At 42.9% G+C, this 19065-nt stretch carries 10 protein-coding genes; 1 reads left to right on the top strand and 9 read right to left on the bottom strand.

All coding sequences use genetic code 11. The features are described from left to right. Positions 1-200: 200 nt before the first annotated feature. The 7 genes from LZG71_RS19590 to LZG71_RS19560 all read right to left on the bottom strand — a co-directional run bounded on the left by LZG71_RS19590 (position 201) and on the right by LZG71_RS19560 (position 13981). Positions 201-3257 carry a T9SS type A sorting domain-containing protein gene (locus tag LZG71_RS19590; RefSeq protein WP_233823206.1) on the bottom strand — a complete coding sequence of 1019 codons (3057 nt, stop codon included), beginning with the start codon at positions 3255-3257 and terminating at the stop codon, positions 201-203. Between the two features lie 810 nt (positions 3258-4067). Beyond that, entirely contained in the window at positions 4068-4910 is an 843-nt protein-coding gene (locus LZG71_RS19585; protein WP_233823204.1) for an alpha/beta hydrolase, read from the bottom strand. A gap of 22 nt (positions 4911-4932) precedes the next feature. Beyond that, positions 4933-6960 carry a hypothetical protein gene (locus LZG71_RS19580; RefSeq protein WP_233823203.1) on the bottom strand — a complete coding sequence of 676 codons (2028 nt, stop codon included), beginning with the start codon at positions 6958-6960 and terminating at the stop codon, positions 4933-4935. After that, a complete protein-coding gene (locus LZG71_RS19575; RefSeq protein WP_233823201.1) occupies positions 6960-8618 on the bottom strand; it encodes a RagB/SusD family nutrient uptake outer membrane protein in 1659 nt (552 codons plus the stop codon). Before LZG71_RS19575 ends, LZG71_RS19580 begins: the two co-directional genes overlap by 1 nt. 12 nt (positions 8619-8630) lie before the next feature. Then, entirely contained in the window at positions 8631-12002 is a 3372-nt protein-coding gene (locus LZG71_RS19570) for a TonB-dependent receptor (protein ID WP_233823199.1), read from the bottom strand. Positions 12003-12171: 169 nt separating this feature from the next. Next, positions 12172-13230 (bottom strand): FecR family protein, encoded by a 1059-nt coding sequence (locus LZG71_RS19565; protein ID WP_233823197.1) that lies wholly within the window; start codon positions 13228-13230, stop codon positions 12172-12174. 136 nt (positions 13231-13366) lie between these two features. Next, entirely contained in the window at positions 13367-13981 is a 615-nt protein-coding gene (locus tag LZG71_RS19560; protein WP_233823195.1) for an RNA polymerase sigma factor, read from the bottom strand. A 540-nt stretch (positions 13982-14521) separates the two neighbouring features. Here LZG71_RS19560 and LZG71_RS19555 point away from each other — a divergent pair. Then, positions 14522-15652 (top strand): carboxypeptidase-like regulatory domain-containing protein, encoded by a 1131-nt coding sequence (locus LZG71_RS19555; RefSeq protein ID WP_233823193.1) that lies wholly within the window; start codon positions 14522-14524, stop codon positions 15650-15652. A gap of 2 nt (positions 15653-15654) precedes the next feature. Here LZG71_RS19555 and LZG71_RS19550 read toward each other — a convergent pair whose 3' ends face one another. Together LZG71_RS19550 and LZG71_RS19545 are read right to left on the bottom strand one after the other, a co-directional pair. Beyond that, positions 15655-17121, bottom strand: a complete 1467-nt coding sequence (locus tag LZG71_RS19550; RefSeq protein ID WP_233823192.1) for a VCBS repeat-containing protein — start codon at positions 17119-17121, stop codon at positions 15655-15657. A gap of 151 nt (positions 17122-17272) precedes the next feature. Then, on the bottom strand, positions 17273-19051 hold the full coding sequence (locus LZG71_RS19545) for a RagB/SusD family nutrient uptake outer membrane protein (protein WP_233823190.1): 1779 nt from the start codon (positions 19049-19051) through the stop codon (positions 17273-17275). Positions 19052-19065 lie beyond the last annotated feature (14 nt).

The following is a 19065-nucleotide window of genomic DNA, read 5'->3' as shown; positions in this document are numbered from 1 at the left end:
TGGATTGCTGGTATTCAAGGTCGATCAAATTAGGGTTTATCCTGGTATTGCTTGCAGTATGGTTTAATTGTTGAACATAGTAAAACCGCAATTTTTATCACGTTTACGATAGTTTTCTAACACCTAAGGGGCGCCTCCAATTTTTTGGAGACGCCCCTTTTTTATGTGGTATCAAATCAACTGCGTAATTCTAATAACCATCAATCAACCCTTACAAATGATCCTTTGAAGCCGTCAATTCGATAAAAATAAATGCCTGATGGAAGTTTCGAGACATCAATTTCTTTGTGTCCTGATCCACTTAAAGTAGATTGACGAACTTCCTGACCGAGTACATTGACAATGACTAGTTTTCCGTCAACCTTATTTCCTTTAAAATCTATCGTGAGCAAATCTCTTACCGGATTCGGATATGCAACCACAGATGTTGCATTGTTTTTCACCGATCTTACCTGAGAATATGAATACGTCCCATCTACGTCTGTTTGTTTCAAACGGTAATAGCTGATATCTGCAAGCGGAGAATTGTCACTAAAGGTGTAATGGTTTTCAATATCACTGTTTCCAAGTCCTTCAACGGATGCTATTCTGACAAACTTTATGGCGTCCTTACTTCTTTCAATATCAAATCCTGCATTGTCTTTTTCAGAATAGGTATTCCATTCCAGACGTACTCCATTTTCAGAAGACTTGGCAGTAAATGCTCCAAGGCGAACGGGGAGAGCACTTTCGTCCAGAAAAAGTTCCAGACTGGCAGCAGTTGTTGCCAGGCCGGGTGCAAGATACGCATCAAAGGAACCGACGGTTGGCTGGGAAGTACTTGTGATTCGGCTAAATGAAGGTGTTCCGCTGCCGTTGCTCAGATAATAACCACCGATTGGCGCTTTAATACCGATGTACACCCCGGCTGTGATACCTACCTGCATCGTGCGGGCATTACTGTTGATTCCGTTTTGCGCCCCACTTATCCTCAGGTTTGCAGATGACGAAATGGATCCGGATCCTTCAAAAGTGAATGTGCCAATGCCACTTACCAATACGGGAGTATTAGCCGGTATTTTGGAGTCAATGATGATTTTACCTGTGACTTTCGAATCGGTAAATTCCAGCGTGTATGCTTTCACACCTGTCGGGATATCGGCTTCGAATGGTAAGACGAGCATTTTTAATCCATTTAATGTAGCATTGTACTTGGCTGTATTAGAAGTGAAACCAACAGGAGGATAGAAATCTCCACCCATGTCGCTAAGTTCCAGTTTTTCACAAATTGATCCGTTGATCACGTTTGTTCCATTACTAAGCACGTCACTTTGCGTGTAAAATACGCTGTTCTTGTTTTTAGCAGCAGTATGCCAGTCGGTATCGGTAGTGATATCGATAGCTCCTGTAAAGTCAAATGATGTATAGGTGACATCGTCAAAACTATCCAAAAGGTAGCTGTCCGTATTGCTGTAGGGCCCGGAGAATTTGTAACCCCGTTCTTTACCCATTGCCAGATAAACGTTCTGGAATTTAAAGGTAAGTTGTGAACTGTAGTTACCATTGTAAATAGCGATAATCCCGGTACACCCGTCAGGAAGGACATCTTCCGAAATATCGAAAACCCAGTCAAAATTGTTTCTGTTAGTAAAGTTGAAAGTGCCATAATTATGCGACGCCACTTCACCAGCCTTGTTGACATAATACAGAGTGGTGTTACTGGATGTATAAAGATTGCTGGATAACAAACTTTCTACCCGGAATACCAGCTTGTTAAATTTTTGGCTTAGTTGAATGTATCCATTCCCTGCATTCTGGTTAGCGCTCAGCAATGGCATATCGACCTTATGGGAAACCGTTTTACCACTCAGTCTGTAGTTTGTACCAAAAGCAGAATTGGTGACGGTTTGTCCTTCAATTTTTCCATAGTTGATCAGCTCACTAACCATTTCGGAAACTTCCCTTTCTCCGCTTTTATCGAACACAAGCGTAGTGATGCTTGACGCCCCAATGTTCACATTAGGACGGGCTGTTTCGCCTGCAAATGCAAGGCTGCTTTCCGCCATGTTCGTGGACGCAGTGGTCGTTATTGCTTCCCCTGAGTTTGACAGAAATGGTAAATCCACGGACAGATTATAGGCGTTGGCCGAGGAGTTGATCACGACTACATACACTTTATTGCCGTCTGCGGAGAGATAAGAAGAGCCGCTCAGCTGGGAGGTATTGTCATTCCAGATATTCTGGATACGTTTTGCTCCCGTAACATATTTAGAATAGTGAGACAAAATATGTCCACGCTTGGTTATTTCGCCTTCAACAGTTCCGAAAAGGCCGTCACCCATTTGGCCATAATAGCGTTTTGTCGCATAGTGAATCCAGGCATTTACATTGGCAAGCAACGCGTCATTTACTTTGGAAGCGAAATCAAAGGCGTCTATCTGCCAGTTAAAATTACGTGAGGTACCGGTTGGGTTCCAGTTGATCAGGAATTCTGTCATCCACACTTCTTTTCCCTGAGCCTGCACATTCAGCAAACCGGGCTGAATAACGCCATATTGATGACCTCCGAAAATGTCCAGATTTGCCAGTACTGCGGGATCCATGAAAGCGGTCGCGTAATTGTCTGTGATACCTACGGTTTCGGGAGCTATGATTTTACAATTGATTTTATCACCCTGTTCTCTGATGAATTTAGCCATCTGTGCAGGCGTCCAGATACATCCAGCGTAATCCACCTGATAGTCAGGCTCGTTTTGCAGAGAGATTGCATCGAGTTCCACGCCATTTGTCCTGAGATAAGTAACAAAGTCATCGAGGTATTGGGCGTAAGTGGGATAATGTTCTTCTCTCAGATACACCGGAACGGTATTACCCGCATCGTTTGTGTAGCGGGAAGCAGTGGTATTGTAGGTTTTCCACTCCGCTGGCATAGACCATGGTGAGGCAAATACCTTTATGCCCAGTGATTTAGCAAGCTGAGCAGTAGCCAGAGATTGCGACCAGTTTTCCTGACCAATAGGTATGTATATGCGCATGATGTTGTATCCTGCTTCACTTTCAGGCCCCCACATTTTCCTTATCTCAGCCTCACTCATGTGATTGTACCCGAATTGAGGACTATTTACAAACCCACCAAAGCCCGTAATATTCTGATAAGAAACATCTTTGTTTAGTTTGACCGTTGCATTTATTGTCTGGGCCAAAACTGTGGAGTGAAATAAGGTTAAACCAGCAATGATTACAGCTGAATTAAATAACCTGAGTAGTATTTTCTTCATTCGTTGAAAGATTGATTTTAATTATTTGGCAAGAAATTCGCGAAAACCATTAAATCGTGAGGCCTACACTTTCGGTCTCAGCGGTAAACTATCAATCAGGGGGATCGTACTTTAACATTGAACATATATGATTTGCTGAATAAATAATATGATTTTATTTAGCAAAGTACGGTACATGAAAAATGGAAATATGGAACAAATCGTCAAATTAGGGGTAAGTATGTTTGGAGAAGAAGGGAATTTACTGTTACCAATCGTTTCAGGTCATTCAGTAACTGTCGGTTGGAGATGTTTCTCCTTCAATTGTCTTGAAGAAGCTGACAGAGAACTTGTAAATTGCTTGTAAAGAAATTGTTGTTAATGCCTTACATGTGCGTATATCTGAATCCAAGGGAATGGCAGATACCTCTTATACACGGCAAATTTTAAACAGTTGTGAAGGGAATGTAAGTGGTGCTGCAAAATTCATCCTGCATCGCTGTAATTTTTGAGTAAAAGTCGTATTGTTTCAGTCGGAGACGACGGTTATAACCGGGTAATTGACAGCAGTATAGTCAGAAGTGATGAGAATTAGTTGGTGGTGTGTCAGGTGTACCGACAAGGTCTTCACTGTGCAGTTGGTGGCGAGCTGTATAAATTAAAACCTAATGCAGGATTTTACAGGTGCAGAAGAACACATTAATGCAATAAGCCAAATGAATGTTGCGAGCAGTCAAATGGCTTATTGCAGGTATTTCAACAGGGTTATTCTGAAACAAGATACCGTCTTTGAAAAAATGGTGTTATGTGGTAGTCATTTAATCTTACTGCTTAAAGCCCATATTTTTGAACCCACTTTAAAATCGTGACAGCCATTTTTTTTGATGTTTCAGCGGATGTACCTTCTCCGCCATGTCCGCCATTTTCGAGCACGATCAATTCTGTCGGAACCTCATTTTCCTTTAAATGCGTGTACATGATTTGGGCTTGTCCAACTGGAACAATGTTATCTTTTTCTCCATGCATCAAAAGAGTGGGCCTGAAAGCGATAGCATAAAATGGACTCGCGTCCTGGTAGGATTGTGCCAGGTTTTCGGGTTGCCATTTATCTCCTGTTATCAGGGGTAGTAGGCCTTCTATATCCTCCTTTTTTCCTTTTGATAACGTTTCAATATCATCCAGTTTTGTAGGACCACCTAGTGTTGTAACGGCTGAAATTACATTTTTCTTATCATACTTATAGGCGTATAACATAGCCAGATGACCGCCTGCACTTCCTCCCCAGAAAACATACTTAGTTTTCCTGATCTGCCATTGATCTGCCTTTTTGAGCACATGATCAATAGCCAGATCCATATCCGCCATAACTTCCCGGTATGTTATTTTGCCAGTGGTAGCAAGGCGGTAATTGATATTGATGATATTGATACCTTGAGTGGTAAGAAAATCCTTCATGAAATTACAAGCTTCTTTATCGCCTGCCATCCACCCGCCGCCATGTACCAAAATTACGACGGGTGTTGTCAACGTACGATCAGGAAGTAAATAGACATCCATTTTTTGAAGTGAATCTGTTCCATACGCTTCGTCTTGCAGCGTAAGCGCATCCTGGGCAAAAGCCGACCATGCTACCAGCAGAAAAAGATTTGAGAATACTACCTTTAGAAGTTTCATTTTCATTTGTCAATTCAGCAGATTAATTCACATGTGCAATACTTACCTGACCGATCTGTGTACTCCAGCTACTGGCATCAGAAAGCTCTATCTTCAGGTAATTGTTCCCGGCAGGTAAAGCAGAAGCCGGGGTGAAAACGGTTTTAAACCAACCATTTGATGTGGCAGCCGGGGGAGTATGGTTGACGCTTACCAAATTCCAGGAGATTCCATTCGCCGACGCGTAAAACTTCACCTTTGAAAGATCGGTGCTGAATTCATATACAGCTATGCTAAAATTCGAAATGCTATTCAAATTGTAAACCAGTGTACCAGCATTTGCGTCGCTTCGTGTTACTCTGGCGCTATCATTTTCGAAATAAGACGGGTTGCTGCTATCAATAACCATGTTTGCGCTGTGTCCGTACGTATTTCCAAACGAATTGAGCGGATCAATCGTCGTTTGTCCGGTGGTTCCTACCGGTGCTCCGGCAATAAAATGGGCGCCGCGACTTGGTAAATTCAACAACGAAATCGTGGTTCCCCAAAAATCCTGAGCACCCGGGTTGGTTATAAACACTCCTGAACCAGCCGCAGGAGATGAGCCAGCTATTTTATAGCCATCCAAGGAATTGATACCCAAACCGCCACTTCCTGCACTCACAAACAAAGGATCTGATGTCAATTTGTGTGCTTCCCAAGGCTCCGAAACCGGATGATTGCCAAAATATAAATTGTAATCAAAACTGCCGGCATTGCCAGGAATTCGGTAGGTTCCCGACCCAAGATTATAAATGATATTGTTTTTGAAATAATAAGGCTGCGTCATATCAAGATCCCAGGAGTGGTCTATGATATTGGTTGAAAGCCCGGAGCCAACATAAAAAATGTTGTTGTATATGGCAGAATTCGGTGCGACGCCTCCGGCGAAGTTAATGATCCGTGCTCCGTCATTCTGGCTGATATTGTAGCGGACAATAGACCCGCTGGTTCCGTTCTGAACGCTGGGATCGCCTCGGGCATCGATCAAAAGTAGAAAACCTCCCGCATTGTCGTGACTGTAATTGTACTGCACAATGCCGTTTGTCGCATCCAGGTCGATATCAAAGCCTTGCCCGTCTGCATTGTCAAGTAAGGCTTTTGTATTGTAGGCCTCGTTAAACTGACTGATACAATCACTTCCGCGCGTAAACCAGATTGCACACGAACCGTTGAATTGCCCGCTTTCTGCATAATTTCCGCAGGTATTGGCCACATTATATTCCAATAATGCACCATTGCAGCCGTAAGTTAAAATACCATCGCTATCAATAAACTCCACTTTATTTCGTCTGACCTTTACGTTCGTGGTAGCGTGGGTGGCGTTGTTCCAGACGTTGTCCCATACTACGATTCCCGTGCGTCCACTGTAAGAAACGGTATTTGATTCTATCAAAACATTGTCAAACTTATCTGTACCGGAAGTTCCTGTGACATTGACACCGATACCTCCGTTCAAATGCGGACCAATAAAACCATCCGCCCAACGGAACGAACCTGTTACGTGATGGACGTAATTGTTAATGATTTTGATATTGCTTAAAACACCACCATTCGCATTTTCAACCTGAATTCCCCAACGATAGGTATTGCTCCTTACATCGGCGGTGTTGGTAATTTCCAATCCTTCTATGACCCAGTGCGACTGGTTTTTAAGCAGCACCACAGCACCGGCCAGTCCGGCTCCATTAATTACAGGTCTGGCCGCGTCTCCATATGAGGAAAGGGTTATGGGATTATCAATGGAGCCGCTTCCCAAAGGATGAAGCCGGGATGACCAGACACCACCCGATTTGAGCAAAATTTTATCGCCACCTACAAATGTGGTTGAATTTACCCTGGCGAAAGTTTTCCAGGCGAGTGTCTCGCTCAAACCACTATTGGCATCATTGCCATTTTGAGAATCGACGTAGTAGGTAAGATTCCCTGTTGAATTTGTCGAAGGAGTGCCGGGATTCACCTCTTTACAGGCTGTAATAAGGTGAATGATTAAAACCAGCAAAACAGCTATCTTGTTTAGTTGATGCTTCATCAGTATCCAGGGTTTTGAACCAGTTTTTTGTTTTTATTGATCTCAGCAAATCCGACGGGCATCAGGTAATGTTTGGGTAGAAACACCTGTTTTGGTAAGGTATTTATTTCAAATGGTGTGTAAATCAGTTTTTTAGTAACAGCATCAGTCGTGATTTTCATTCCATGCATGTACTTATCGTGCAGCACCTGCTCGGCTTTTTTCCACCTTCTCAGATCCCAGAATCGATGCCCCTCAAAAGCCAGCTCGATTTTGCGCTCCTGTACAATTTTTTCGAACAGCTGATTTTTAGAAAGTCCTGCATCAAGGGGCGGCAACCCGCCGTGGATGCTGCGGATTTGGTTAATTGCGCTGTATACCGACGCATCTCCGCCAACTGCTTCGTTTTGCGCCTCGGCATAATTAAGAAGCACTTCGCCCAGCCGCAGCTCTTTCCAGGAAGTTTTACTACCATTAAAATCAAGCTCTACGAAAGGTATTGTTTCGTCAATAAATTTGCGGATGTAATAACCGGTGATCGTTCGGCCTTCAAGCCCTAAACCATCGTCTGGCATTAAAGCACCGGTGTGAATTACTTTGCCTTTTACGGTTGCACCTTCAAAAATGATACTGGCAGCAAAACGTTTGTCGCGGTTGATATACGGGTTTTGAGGGTCATAACCTGAGGCAGGATCTGTAATGGCTTTCCCGTTAAGCATTTCATAGGAATCCACAGCTTCCTGTGTTGGCAGCGTTTGAGAGCCCCATCCATTGTCGATACTTGGCGGCAGGAAAAGATTATCAAAGGCATGACCTTTATTGGTTCCGTTGAACATGATTTCAAAAATCACTTCCTTGTTTCCACCATGAGATTGAAATAATGCATTATAATCTCCATCCAACGAGAAGTTTCCGCTATCCATTACCTTTTTTGAATTTTGTGCAGATTTGGCATATCGTTTTGCAAAAAGCATGGCGCGGCCATTCAAAGCCCAGCAAGCTTCCCTGGTGGCTCTTCCAGCTTCTGTGCTTCTCATTTCCTTAACCGATGGCAATATTTCACCACAGGCAGAGAGTTCTGCATCAATAAAATCATAAACCTGATCCGCTGGCGTTCTGGCAACAAGCAGGTTTTCTATATTGTCGAAAGATTGCAGATCGGTGATGAGAGGCACGTCGCCATAGCGCCTCACCAAATCGAAATACATGAAGGCTCTGATAAATCTCGCTTCGGCAGTTACACGTGTTTTCCAGGTTTCATCCAGCGTACTGGTTTTCAAACCATGGATCAGGTTATGCACTTTTCTGATTGCCTGATAACTTCGACCCCAGGTCTCCAGTGGATTATACGTAGCGGTGATAACGCCCGGAATCATGATGCTGTTACTTTCATTCCAAACCGAAGGAGAGCGTAGCATGTCCGTGCTGCCATCAAGAAGATCTGTGATTCCAAGCCCTGAAAGTACATTTTGACCTTCCATTTGGTACAATCCGTAACCAACTGGCATGTAGTCATAAATATTATACAAATAGGATTCCGTCAAAGCCTGATCTGTAAAAACAGACTCGCTTGAAATAATATCCAGCGGCTTTTTATCAAGAAAATCACTGTCGCAGCCCGACATCGGCACAACTACCAGCACAAGCAACCAGAGAAAATAAAATATATTGGTTTTCATAAGAAGGTTCAGTTAAAATTCAATGTTAAGGCCCAAATTGAAGGTTTTCATCTGCGGATAATAGTAGGCGTTATTGCCCGGATTGATATTAGGTGCTTCCGGATCAAGATCTTTCATTTTGGAAAAGGTCAGTACATTATTACCCGAGGCAAAAAGTCGCAGATTGTTGATGCCTGCCTTTTTAATGATGTTGAGATTGGAAAAAGTGTAAGAAATTTCCAGATTCCTCAACCGTACATACGACGCGTTGTACAACCAGTAAGAAGAACTTTCGCGGTTGTTTTGTTTCATGCCGGCATACAGGCGGGGAAAACGCGCATCTGTATTTTCGGGAGTCCATGAATCCTTGAACATCGTAAGTGCATTGGACTCAAGATTGAACGGATCGTAGCGCAGAAATTGCTGAAAACCGGTTGCGCCCTGAAAATTTGCAGTCAGATCAAATCCATGATAATTCAGTGAAAGGTTAAGCCCAAAGATTAGCTGGGGAATATCACTCTTTCCTACTTTGTGAATATCCTTGCCGTCAATCACATTATTTCCATCAAAATCCACATATTTGATATCCCCCGTTTTGATGGATTTATTGCCGTTTCCATCCTGCACAGGAGCTTGGTCTATTTCTTCCTGAGTTTGGAAAAGTCCCGCTGATTCCAGCGCAAAAAACTGATCAAATGGTTGTCCTGTTCTTTTGATCCGGTTTTCTACGTCGGCGGGCTCATCCATATAAATGACCTTGCTCTTGGCGTAAGTAACATTCCCTTCTGCCGAAAATTTGACTTTCCTGAACTGATTTTGATAGCGAAGCACAACTTCCAGACCTTTGTTATCGACAATTCCGATATTTTCAAAAGGCAGCGTTGCGCCAAAAGTTTCAGGCACAGACGCATTTCTTGGCAATAATATATCTTTTGTTCTTTTGTAGAAATAATCAATTTCACCCGAAATTTTCCCGTTCAGTATTCCAAATTCCAAACCCAGATCTGTGTTTGTTGCCGTCTCCCACGTAATGTTTGGATTGGGAATACCAAGGTCGGTAATTCCCGATTGGTAGTTATTTCCGATTACAGAACCAGCTCCGAATTTAAAGCCGGTCAGGTATTGGTAAGCGGCCACACGGTCATTCCCAAACTGCCCGTATGATGCCCGTATTTTCAGATTACTGATCAGCGTCTGATTTTTTAGAAAGGCCTCTTCACTAATGCGCCATCCTGCTGACACCGCCGGGAAAAGTCCCCAGCGTTTGTCGCTTGGAAAATTGAAGGAACCATCATATCGGAAATTCGCCTGGAGAAGATAACGTTCTTCAAAATTGTAATTAACCCTTCCCACGTACCCCAAACGGGCCGTTTGGGTAGCTGACCCACCGTTTTTCTGATTCAGATCCGGACCGGCGAAAATCTGGTCGATAGCTGGTGAAATATAATTTACACGGGATGCCTGCAAATTTTGGTAGTTGTACCCGATCTTTTCTATCAAAAATAAGGCCGAGAGCCCATGTCTGCCGAAATTGCGGTCATAAGTCAGTGAAGTTTGTAGCGTAGAGCGCATATCATTGGCTGTTCCTTCCGACAAATTGGTACCACCGCCACTTTGGAATCTATTGTATTTATCAATCGCCCGGTCATACGTATAATAAGTATATGTAGTCGAAAAATTCTTGGCCGTTGAGAAAAAACGGTCATACGAGTAGCGAAGTTTGGCAGATAACCCTTTTAAAAAATTTGGTGAATAATCGGCCTGTAAGGTTCCTTGAAAAACATCATTTCCAGTTTTATTATAACCCGAATTTTTAGCCAGCCCGATAGGGGATAAGCCCTGTCCGTTAGAACCTAAGCCACCAGCAGCAATGTTGTCGGGCGTATACGGGCGTTCGGTTGGTTTGGAATAGATCACCGTTGAAAAAATTCCGTCGCCTATGGAAGACTGGCTCAGATTTTCATGTCTTGCACCAATATCCAGGCTGAGCCTCAAATCTCTGGTAACCTGGTTGTCAATATTGACTCTCAGATTGTAGCGCTTAAAACCAGACAGATCATACAACCCATCCTGATTGAGCACACCCATGGAAATAAAATATTTTGCACCCTCAGATTTTCCGCCACTAAGCGTAAGGTTATGCTGCTGAATAGCGGCTCTTTTTTTGAGTACTTCCGACCACCAATCCGTTGAAGGAAGCGTCCCGTTTTTGTATTGTTCCACCTGTTCATCGGTAAAACGCGGATTATCTCCCAGATTCACCTTTGCAATATTAAGATAAGTTGCATAGTCGTAGGCGTCCATGATCTTTGGCACGATTGTCGGCGTCTGAAATCCTATCGATCCGGTATAACTGATCTTGATTTTTCCTTCTTTTCCTCTTTTTGTTGTGATTAAAACGACTCCGTTCGCTGCCCGGGCTCCATATACGGAGGCGGAAGCTGCATCCTTCAAAACTGTAACACTTTCAATTTCATTGGGATCCAGCCGACTAAAAGAACGCTCAATGCCGTCTACCAAAATCAGCGCACCATTATCTCCAAAAGTGCTTTTTCCTCTGATCAGGAAAGTTGGATCGTCAAAACCCGGTTTTCCGCTTTGTTGTGTAGTGATCACGCCGGTCATTTTTCCTGTCAGGGAATTGGCAAGGTTTGGATTGGGTGCTTTGGTTAGTGCTTCTCCCCTGATCGTGGAAACCGAACCGGTCACATCGACTTTTTTCTGAGTACCATAGCCAACGACAACCACTTCGTCCAGCGCTTTGTTATCGCCCAGAAGTATTACAGAAAGTGAAGTTTTAGTGCCCGGAATAACCTCCTGAGATAGATATCCGACAAAAGAAAAAACCAAAGCCACCGCTATATCATCAGGTACAGATAATGAAAACTGACCATCCGAGCCTGAGGTTGTTCCCTGCGACGTTCCTTTTACAACAATACTTACACCTGGTAAAGCCGTTCCGGTTTCATCTGTGACAAGGCCGGTCAGATTTCTTTCGCTGGTTGCTCTGATGGCATTGCTTTCAGGTTTTTGTAAAACCGGGAGAGTTGGTTCCGTTTGCTGGCTGAGTACGATCTGATTCCCTGCCAAACGGTAATTTACTTCCATCGGCCTTAAAAGAGATTCAAGTACAGCCTTCAACGGCTGATTCTGAACATTGACTGTTGTCAGCCTTTCTGCGCGGATGGCTTTGGAACTATACACAAAACGAACAGAAGCCTGGTTTTCGATCGCCGTCAAAATGGCTTTCAGTGGCTTATCGCGCACCTGAAGGGAAAGTGGTTTTTCGAGCAGGTCCTGGCCAGGTGCATCAGTTGCGTAGGTCAATCCTGCAAAGAGCAAAGCCAGCATCATTTGGGTAAAGGATATCCTCATGATCAACAAGAGAAGTAAGTTTTTTTTCATAAATTTGATCGGCCTGAAAAGGTGGTTTTTGTTTAAAATGGTAAGAAATTTGAGGCAAAGACAATCCCTTCCCGCATTCCCCAATGCGCGTTTTACAACGGGATTCATTCTTGTCCGGCGGTGTTGCAAGCGCAGCCGGACAGTTTTTTCGATTTTAAGCTGAATTATATCACTGGCATTTTTTTGCATAGATCACAACCTGGCCATCCACGATTTCATATCGGGCCTGAATGGTTTCGCAAATCAGGTTGAGTTTTTCAAAAAGCGGCTCTGTCGTCAGCCGGGCCGTGAAGTTGCAATCGTGCAGAAGCAGTTCATCAAAAACGATTTTAATACCGTATGCTTTTTCCAGTTCGTACAAAACTTTGGGAACAGGTGTATCAACGAATTCAAGGACGTCGGCGCCAGTTTCTCCATGCAATATCACGGGATTCTCAACCAGCGTTTTTACCAGTCTTTCGCCGGATTTCTCATACACCGCCTGTTGATTAGGTGCCAGAATAATTTCGTCAGAAAGGGCATGCGATGTGGGTGCACCATTTTTTTGTTTAAAAACTGTAACCTTACCGGTGCTTACTGCTACTGAAACATTTTCATCTGTTGAAAAAGCCTTAATCTTAAAACTGGTTCCCAGCACCTTGGTAACCACATCTCCGGTATAAACAAAAAACGGTTTTTCCGTATTTCTGGCCACCGTAAAAAATGCTTCACCGCTCAGATACACCTCTCTTTTTTTCTTGCCGAAATCCGTATCTATCCTGAGCTTACTTTTGGGAAATAACGTTACGAGTGTACTGTCAGATAATCTGAAACTGCGAGGTTGGGATCCCTCATTTATTTCCTGAAGATCATCTGTCAAGTTCAGAGAAATGCCTGAATCAGAAAAAATGTTCTGTTTTAAAAAGACATATCCCAGGCTCAGTAAAAAGAGAATCGAAGCGGCGATTTTCCAAACCATTTTTTGATAGAAAGCGCGGGTATTATTGCCTGAGTCGGAGAGAATAGCGTCAATACCAGCTCTTATTTCCTGCTGATCAACCGGAATATCTTCACATGTAAAAGCAATTATCATGGTTCGGGCCTTTTCAATAGCCTCATATTGTAGGGTATTAGCAGCCTGCCAGGCTGGCCAGAAATTATCTTCCGGTGGCAATTTTCCAAGAACCCATTTTCGGAAATATGGATCCTGAACAAAATCTTCTGCCTCAAACTGATTGTAGTTTTTCATATATCTTTTAGCTTTTGGTTCTCTACTTGGGTAGCAGAACCGAAATTTTTTTATGTCTTGCGTGGTTTCTTTTGGTTATTTTTATCTTCTGTATAGATGTCAGACGGACTACAGAAGCCTCAATGATCAGATTACATTAGTTGCGGAATAAAAGCAGGGAAGCAATGCTTAAAAACCAATTTTTACGTAGAAATTTCAATGCTTCATAAACCAGATTGACTGCCGAATGATAGTTAATGGCCATAATGCCGGCAATATCCTCGTACTCCATTTGCTGATGAAAACGAAGATAAATTGCTTCACGCTGACGCTTGGTTAGTTTATCCAGCTTGACACGCAGTTTTTTCAAATCCTCGTGTTGCACCTCATTGGAAATCATATAGGATTCAATGGCAAATTGCACCTCAAAGGAGTAATCTTCAGTAACCTCATTTGCTTCCCGAAACCATTTTAATCTTCGGGATTCGCGAAGTAGTTTGCGACGAAGGGATTTTAGAAGGTACATTTTAATTAGACGTACATCGTCAAGCTTCTCCCGATTGTTCCAAAGATCAAGAATAAGATCATGCAGACAGTCTTTTACAAACTCACGGTCTTTCTGAAACCTTACACCATAATTTAACAATAACGGATAATACAATTCCAATAGATCCGCAAAGGCCTGTCTGTCTCCCAATTTGAAATTTCTCCACAGATCAGAATGTCTGTCGTCCGATAAAGTATCTGTCTGACCGGATAATTCTGTTTTCATATTTGGATCTGACATGGTCATTATCTTTACCTCTTGTGCTAAATATTTATAAAAATTCTTGCTGAAACCAAATTGTTAGAGGGGGTTCAGGTATAAAGAGACAATCGTCTTTGATATGTCCTGAAAAAAGTTGAATTATTTTTAATTTATTTTCTTTACAGGTTTCGATAATCTCCAAATCAAAGATTCTTCTAAGTTTGGAGCTATTTTCAAAAGGGAGAAAACACGGTTACTTGGCTGAATGTTGTTATATGACAGTTCAGTATTGTTACAAAATTCAGATTGAAGACATTAAGCTTTTTTACGGAGAGCTCGAATACATATCCAGATCTGAGCATACACATAGAGATTTTGCCGTATCCATTTCTGCTTATTTCGGTACTTGCACCAGCCCTAAGCTCATCATGAAAAATATCGCATCATCTGGAAAATCGGAACATAGCTCATAATTTTTTGAATTCATCGGCTTACACTCCTTTTCATGCCCTTATATTTGTTCTGCGGCAATTTATTGCGATTCGTTTTTTATTCCTTATCTCAATGTTTATTAATCTGAACCCGGCCAGACAGTTTATTCTTACCGCCCTTATCCTGGCGCTTACGGCTGCTTTTTGCTTCGCGCAGGATGCCACTGTTACGCTGACTGGCACCGTTACCGATGAAAAAACAGGTAAGCCACTGCCATTTGCCAATGTGTTTATCAACAACTCAACTATTGGAACCAATGCTGATGGTAACGGGAATTACCGGCTCACGAATCTTTCGATTGGAAATCTGGAAATGGGAGTATCCTTTTTAGGTTACGAAACCATCCGGCAAACTTTGCGTTTTGAACAGCCTGGTGTAAAAAAGATCATGTTTAAAATGAAGGAGGGCATGGCTTTGCAGGGCGTGACGGTATATGCCCGAAAGAACAAAAGGCGGGAGAAGAATCTAAAAATTATAACCAGGGAGTTATTGGGTACAAATCAGTTTGCCAAACTTTGCCGTATTGTAAATCCGGAGGTACTGAAAATTTACGAAGAGGACAACGGGCATCTGACTGCACAAAGTACCAAACCTGTAATTATCGAAAACAATGCCTTAGGCTACCGGATTTTTCAGGATCTGGATGACTTCGATTTTTTTGAAGGTAAAGTTTATTATGGTGGCAGCACGCGTTTTGAATTGCTCGTTCCCAAAGACGACGCACAAAAGAAATTATGGCGAGCTAATCAGAAGGTGGCATATACCGGGTCAATGAAACATTTGCTGGCAAGCATGGTTGCAGACAGTCTGATTGAGCAGGGATTCAAGGTTTATCAAGTCATTCCGGATTCGCTCCGCCGTTTTGGAGTAAGGCAAGGGTATGGGAACAATTTACTTTCCAATCACCTGCATACCAGAATCGAAGCTGTCCGTGGTATGCGTCTGATCCGCCCTGGTGAACTGGAAACGGAGAGACTGCTTGTGTCAGGTACTCCGTTGGAAGTGTTTTATACCAATAAAAAAAGTCGCTCACCTTATGCTGATATGCCTCATCCCTTCACGCAAATTACTTTCCCCAACGGATATATTGTGATTACACCACAAGGCTGGGTTTCTATGCCAATGGGTTTTGAAATTGCCGGAGATTTGGGAAAAGATCGGTTCTCCTCTCTTCTGCCAGCCGACTGGAAACGCGACGATTGACATTATTTTATCGTATTTTCCAAGATGACAAAAGGCGTTGCAGTATTCCAGTTCGGCGTAAAATGATCTTCATTCAAGAATCCTTTTGAGTAATTCCCAAGAACAATATCAATATCTCCGTCGCCATCCACATCATTCACATCCATACATATCCATCTGCCATTCTGGTTAACAGGAGCCGCGTGTGGTGTAAAGCTTAAAGTTTTGTTTTGGGAACTGTTTTTGTTTTCAAAATAAATGAAACCCTCAGCCGGGTTATTTTTTAAGTCTGCAAAAAACGCGATGGACGCCAGATCAATATCTCCGTCGAGGTCGAAATCAGCCGCAATCACTTTCGTAGCTCCGTTTACAGGATAGAAATAGCTTTGCTTAAAACTCATATTTCCTGAGTTTGTGAAAATATAAATACCATGATAAGGCTTCAATATGCGGGAATAATCGCTATTGTCGCCGGCTGTATAGATGATGTCAGGATTGCCATCTTTGTTGACGTCGGCCATCTGAAAGCTGCTTGAACCATAGACAGGAGGGAATCTGAGAATATTTTTCTGATCAAATCCACCTTTTTTGTTGTTGGTAAAAAGCCATATTCCTTCATCCCCATGTGCGAAAAGTGTCATGATATCCATCCAGCCATCAGCATTAAAATCACCAGTAATACTTTGCGTCGCACCGGCAACCTCACGAATCGGGAGGGTTTTAAAAGACTTGTCAGCCTTTTGTTTCATCAAAAAAAGCCCGCCTTTGTTATGTCCGAAACTTGATGTTACATAATCAGTGAGTCCGTCTTTGTCGAAATCCGCTGCAACTGTCTGTATTGGCCTGATCAGATTGGAGGCAATGGTTGAAGTACTCTTACCAGACTCATCAACAAGCATCACGTTTCCCGAAGGAATATCCAGTGCTTTCATTTCTCCAATGCAAGTGACTAACGCCTGTTGCTTATTGATAAAATCCATGTTCACCGCAGGGGAGGGCAGCGGGTTGGAAGAGATCAGTTTCAGATCATTATTCCAATGGTAAAGGTTTCCGGTTTCAGAATCACTCGTGTAAATGGAAAGGGTTATAGGATCAATAGCGGCCAATGTTGTTGTGGCGATCCGATCCGAAGGGGCTTGTGGTTTTCTGAGTTTAAATATTGAAAAGTCAGATTTCAATGGAACATCTGATTTTGCAGTTGCTAAATGGGCAGGTGCCAGTGAATCGTAATAGGCTACAATCATCATCCAGTCGGCATAAGAAATGGCTGATTTTTCATTTTGGTAGTAAGCACTATTTTGCCACACTTCCAAGCCAAGCTGCCTGGCCATAGCTGGTAGCACACGCTTTTTCCAGGTCTCCTTGTCCAGTAAAGCAGGTGATACGGCAAGATGACAACTCCCGCAGTGCCTTGCTGATAATTGCGCTCCTGGATGTGAAAGGTCGTCGGCAAGCCCTTCCTTTTTTGTGCCGGAAGAACAGGAATTCAAAAAAACACAAAGTAAAATGGATGAAGCAGTTAAAAGTCGATGCAAAATTTATGAGCGCTAAAAAGTTCTAGATCAGCTATAATTTTCCGGGGATGAAATATACAAAAAGAGGCAACCCGAAGGCCGCCTCTTTTATAGATTTGATCAGATTTTACTGATAATTAGGATTTTGTTTCAAAGATGAAACGCCGCCACGTGTACTTAAATCGATCTGACTTTGTGGAATTGGGTAGTATTCGTTTTTACCTTTTACGAATTTCCCACCTGTAATGTCAGAAGTGATTTTGCTTTCATATTGAATGTAAGCGTTAAGGGTCTCTTCCGAGATTCCCCATCTGCTCAGGTCAAAGAAGCGATGTCCTTCCATTCCAAGCTCCAATCTTCTTTCAAAATAGATCGTTTTAAGTGCCTTGTCTTTTCCAAGTGCTGCAAATGCTCCCGGAGCGTAAACCGCAACTTTGTAATTGGCCGCAGGCGTGGTTGAAAAACCTTCCAGTGGTTTTGCGTCGTTTTTGTACTTATACAGCCAGCCTTTCGGGTTTGCAGCTCTGGCACGAACCATATTTACATATTCCTGCGCTTTAGCCAGTGTTCCGGCCTGAGCTTCTGCTTCTGCTGCAAGTAGCAATACGTCAGCATATCTGATGATCAGGATGTTAATTGCAGAACCTGGTGCCCATGAGTGTCTGTCCGAATATTTGTCCTGAGTTGCTTGCCAGTAGATGTGTTTTTTAGGTGCATAAGGTCCGGCATAAGATTGTAGACGAATCCAGGCTTGTCCTGGGTGATTGCCCCAGTCATGATACGGAAGCCCGCGACGACCAACTGTCCAGTCTAAACGAGGATCAAGAGAAGTCACGTCGGGTGTAAATGGTGCTGTTGACAAAATGTTCATGTCGTTTTTAACCATTGTCGCATTGTAATTGTCAACGAATGGAAGACCAGTTGCAGGATCGGTACGGAAAGAGTTCACAAGATCCTGACTTGGCTGGTAAAACCCGCAGCATCCGAATGGACTTGAACCGTAAGGGTGATTCAGCATAGAACCTGCATTCGCGTTGTCAATGGTGTTGGTTCCGTCATTGGCAGCAGCCTGAACAGCAAAGATTGATTCAGAATTGTTCTTTGTTGCTCCATCGAAATTGTCTTCATATTTCTCGCTAAGGGCATATTTCAATCCGTTGCTTGTAACACCTTGTGATATAATCTGATCAAAAAGTGTTTTTGCCTCAGCAAATTTTTTCTGATAGACCAGTGTTTTTGCAAGATATGATGCAGCTGCCCATTTGTTGGCTCTACCAACCTCTGCCTGAGTGGCAGGCAGGTTGTCCATGGCAAATTTGAAATCAGCTTCAATTTGTGGCCAGATATCCGTCGTGTTTGTTTGCGCAGCAGGATCTGTCGTGGTTTCATCTATCCAGGGCACGTTGTTATACATTTTCTTCACCTCTGAATAATAATGACCACGAAGAAAACGAGCCTGAGCCATGATGTCCGCTCTTTGTGCATCAGTCATATTTGTTGCCAAAGGAGCAAATTTCAATACTGTGTTCGCACGATTAATTCCTTCATAAACAGCTTTCCATTTACTGTTGAAGAAACCATTGCTTGGTCCTGCACTATAAGTCATGATGGCGTTAATACCTGCCTGATCTGAACCATCACTTCCTTTGTGTGCATCGCCACCTGCAATACTGCCATATATCCAATTATCTGCGTTGGCATCCCATGCACTCGCAGCACCCACACCATTTCCGTCGAGTGCAGCATAGGCACCAATCAAGAGATTTTCAACACCTGCCTTGGTGCTTAGCTGAGCATCGCTGAGTGATCCAAGAGCTGGTTTGTCCAGAAAGCTATCCTGGCAACTATATAAGAAGAGCCCTGCTACGAGAGCCGTCATGATCTTAATATTTTTAGACATCTTCATCGTATTTAAGATTA

The organism is Dyadobacter sp. CY312 (assembly GCF_021390535.1).
Taxonomy (GTDB): domain Bacteria; phylum Bacteroidota; class Bacteroidia; order Cytophagales; family Spirosomataceae; genus Dyadobacter.
Note: the sequence above shows the minus strand (reverse complement) of the source record. Positions and strands in the feature narration are given on the sequence as shown.

Coding starts and splice junctions, on each gene's coding strand:
- LZG71_RS19590 (WP_233823206.1), bottom strand. CDS start 3,257: ATGAAGAAAATACTACTCAGGTTATTTAATTCAGCTGTAATCATTGCT.
- LZG71_RS19585 (WP_233823204.1), bottom strand. CDS start 4,910: ATGAAACTTCTAAAGGTAGTATTCTCAAATCTTTTTCTGCTGGTAGCA.
- LZG71_RS19580 (WP_233823203.1), bottom strand. CDS start 6,960: ATGAAGCATCAACTAAACAAGATAGCTGTTTTGCTGGTTTTAATCATT.
- LZG71_RS19575 (WP_233823201.1), bottom strand. CDS start 8,618: ATGAAAACCAATATATTTTATTTTCTCTGGTTGCTTGTGCTGGTAGTT.
- LZG71_RS19570 (WP_233823199.1), bottom strand. CDS start 12,002: ATGAAAAAAAACTTACTTCTCTTGTTGATCATGAGGATATCCTTTACC.
- LZG71_RS19565 (WP_233823197.1), bottom strand. CDS start 13,230: ATGAAAAACTACAATCAGTTTGAGGCAGAAGATTTTGTTCAGGATCCA.
- LZG71_RS19560 (WP_233823195.1), bottom strand. CDS start 13,981: ATGAAAACAGAATTATCCGGTCAGACAGATACTTTATCGGACGACAGA.
- LZG71_RS19555 (WP_233823193.1), top strand. CDS start 14,522: ATGTTTATTAATCTGAACCCGGCCAGACAGTTTATTCTTACCGCCCTT.
- LZG71_RS19545 (WP_233823190.1), bottom strand. CDS start 19,051: ATGAAGATGTCTAAAAATATTAAGATCATGACGGCTCTCGTAGCAGGG.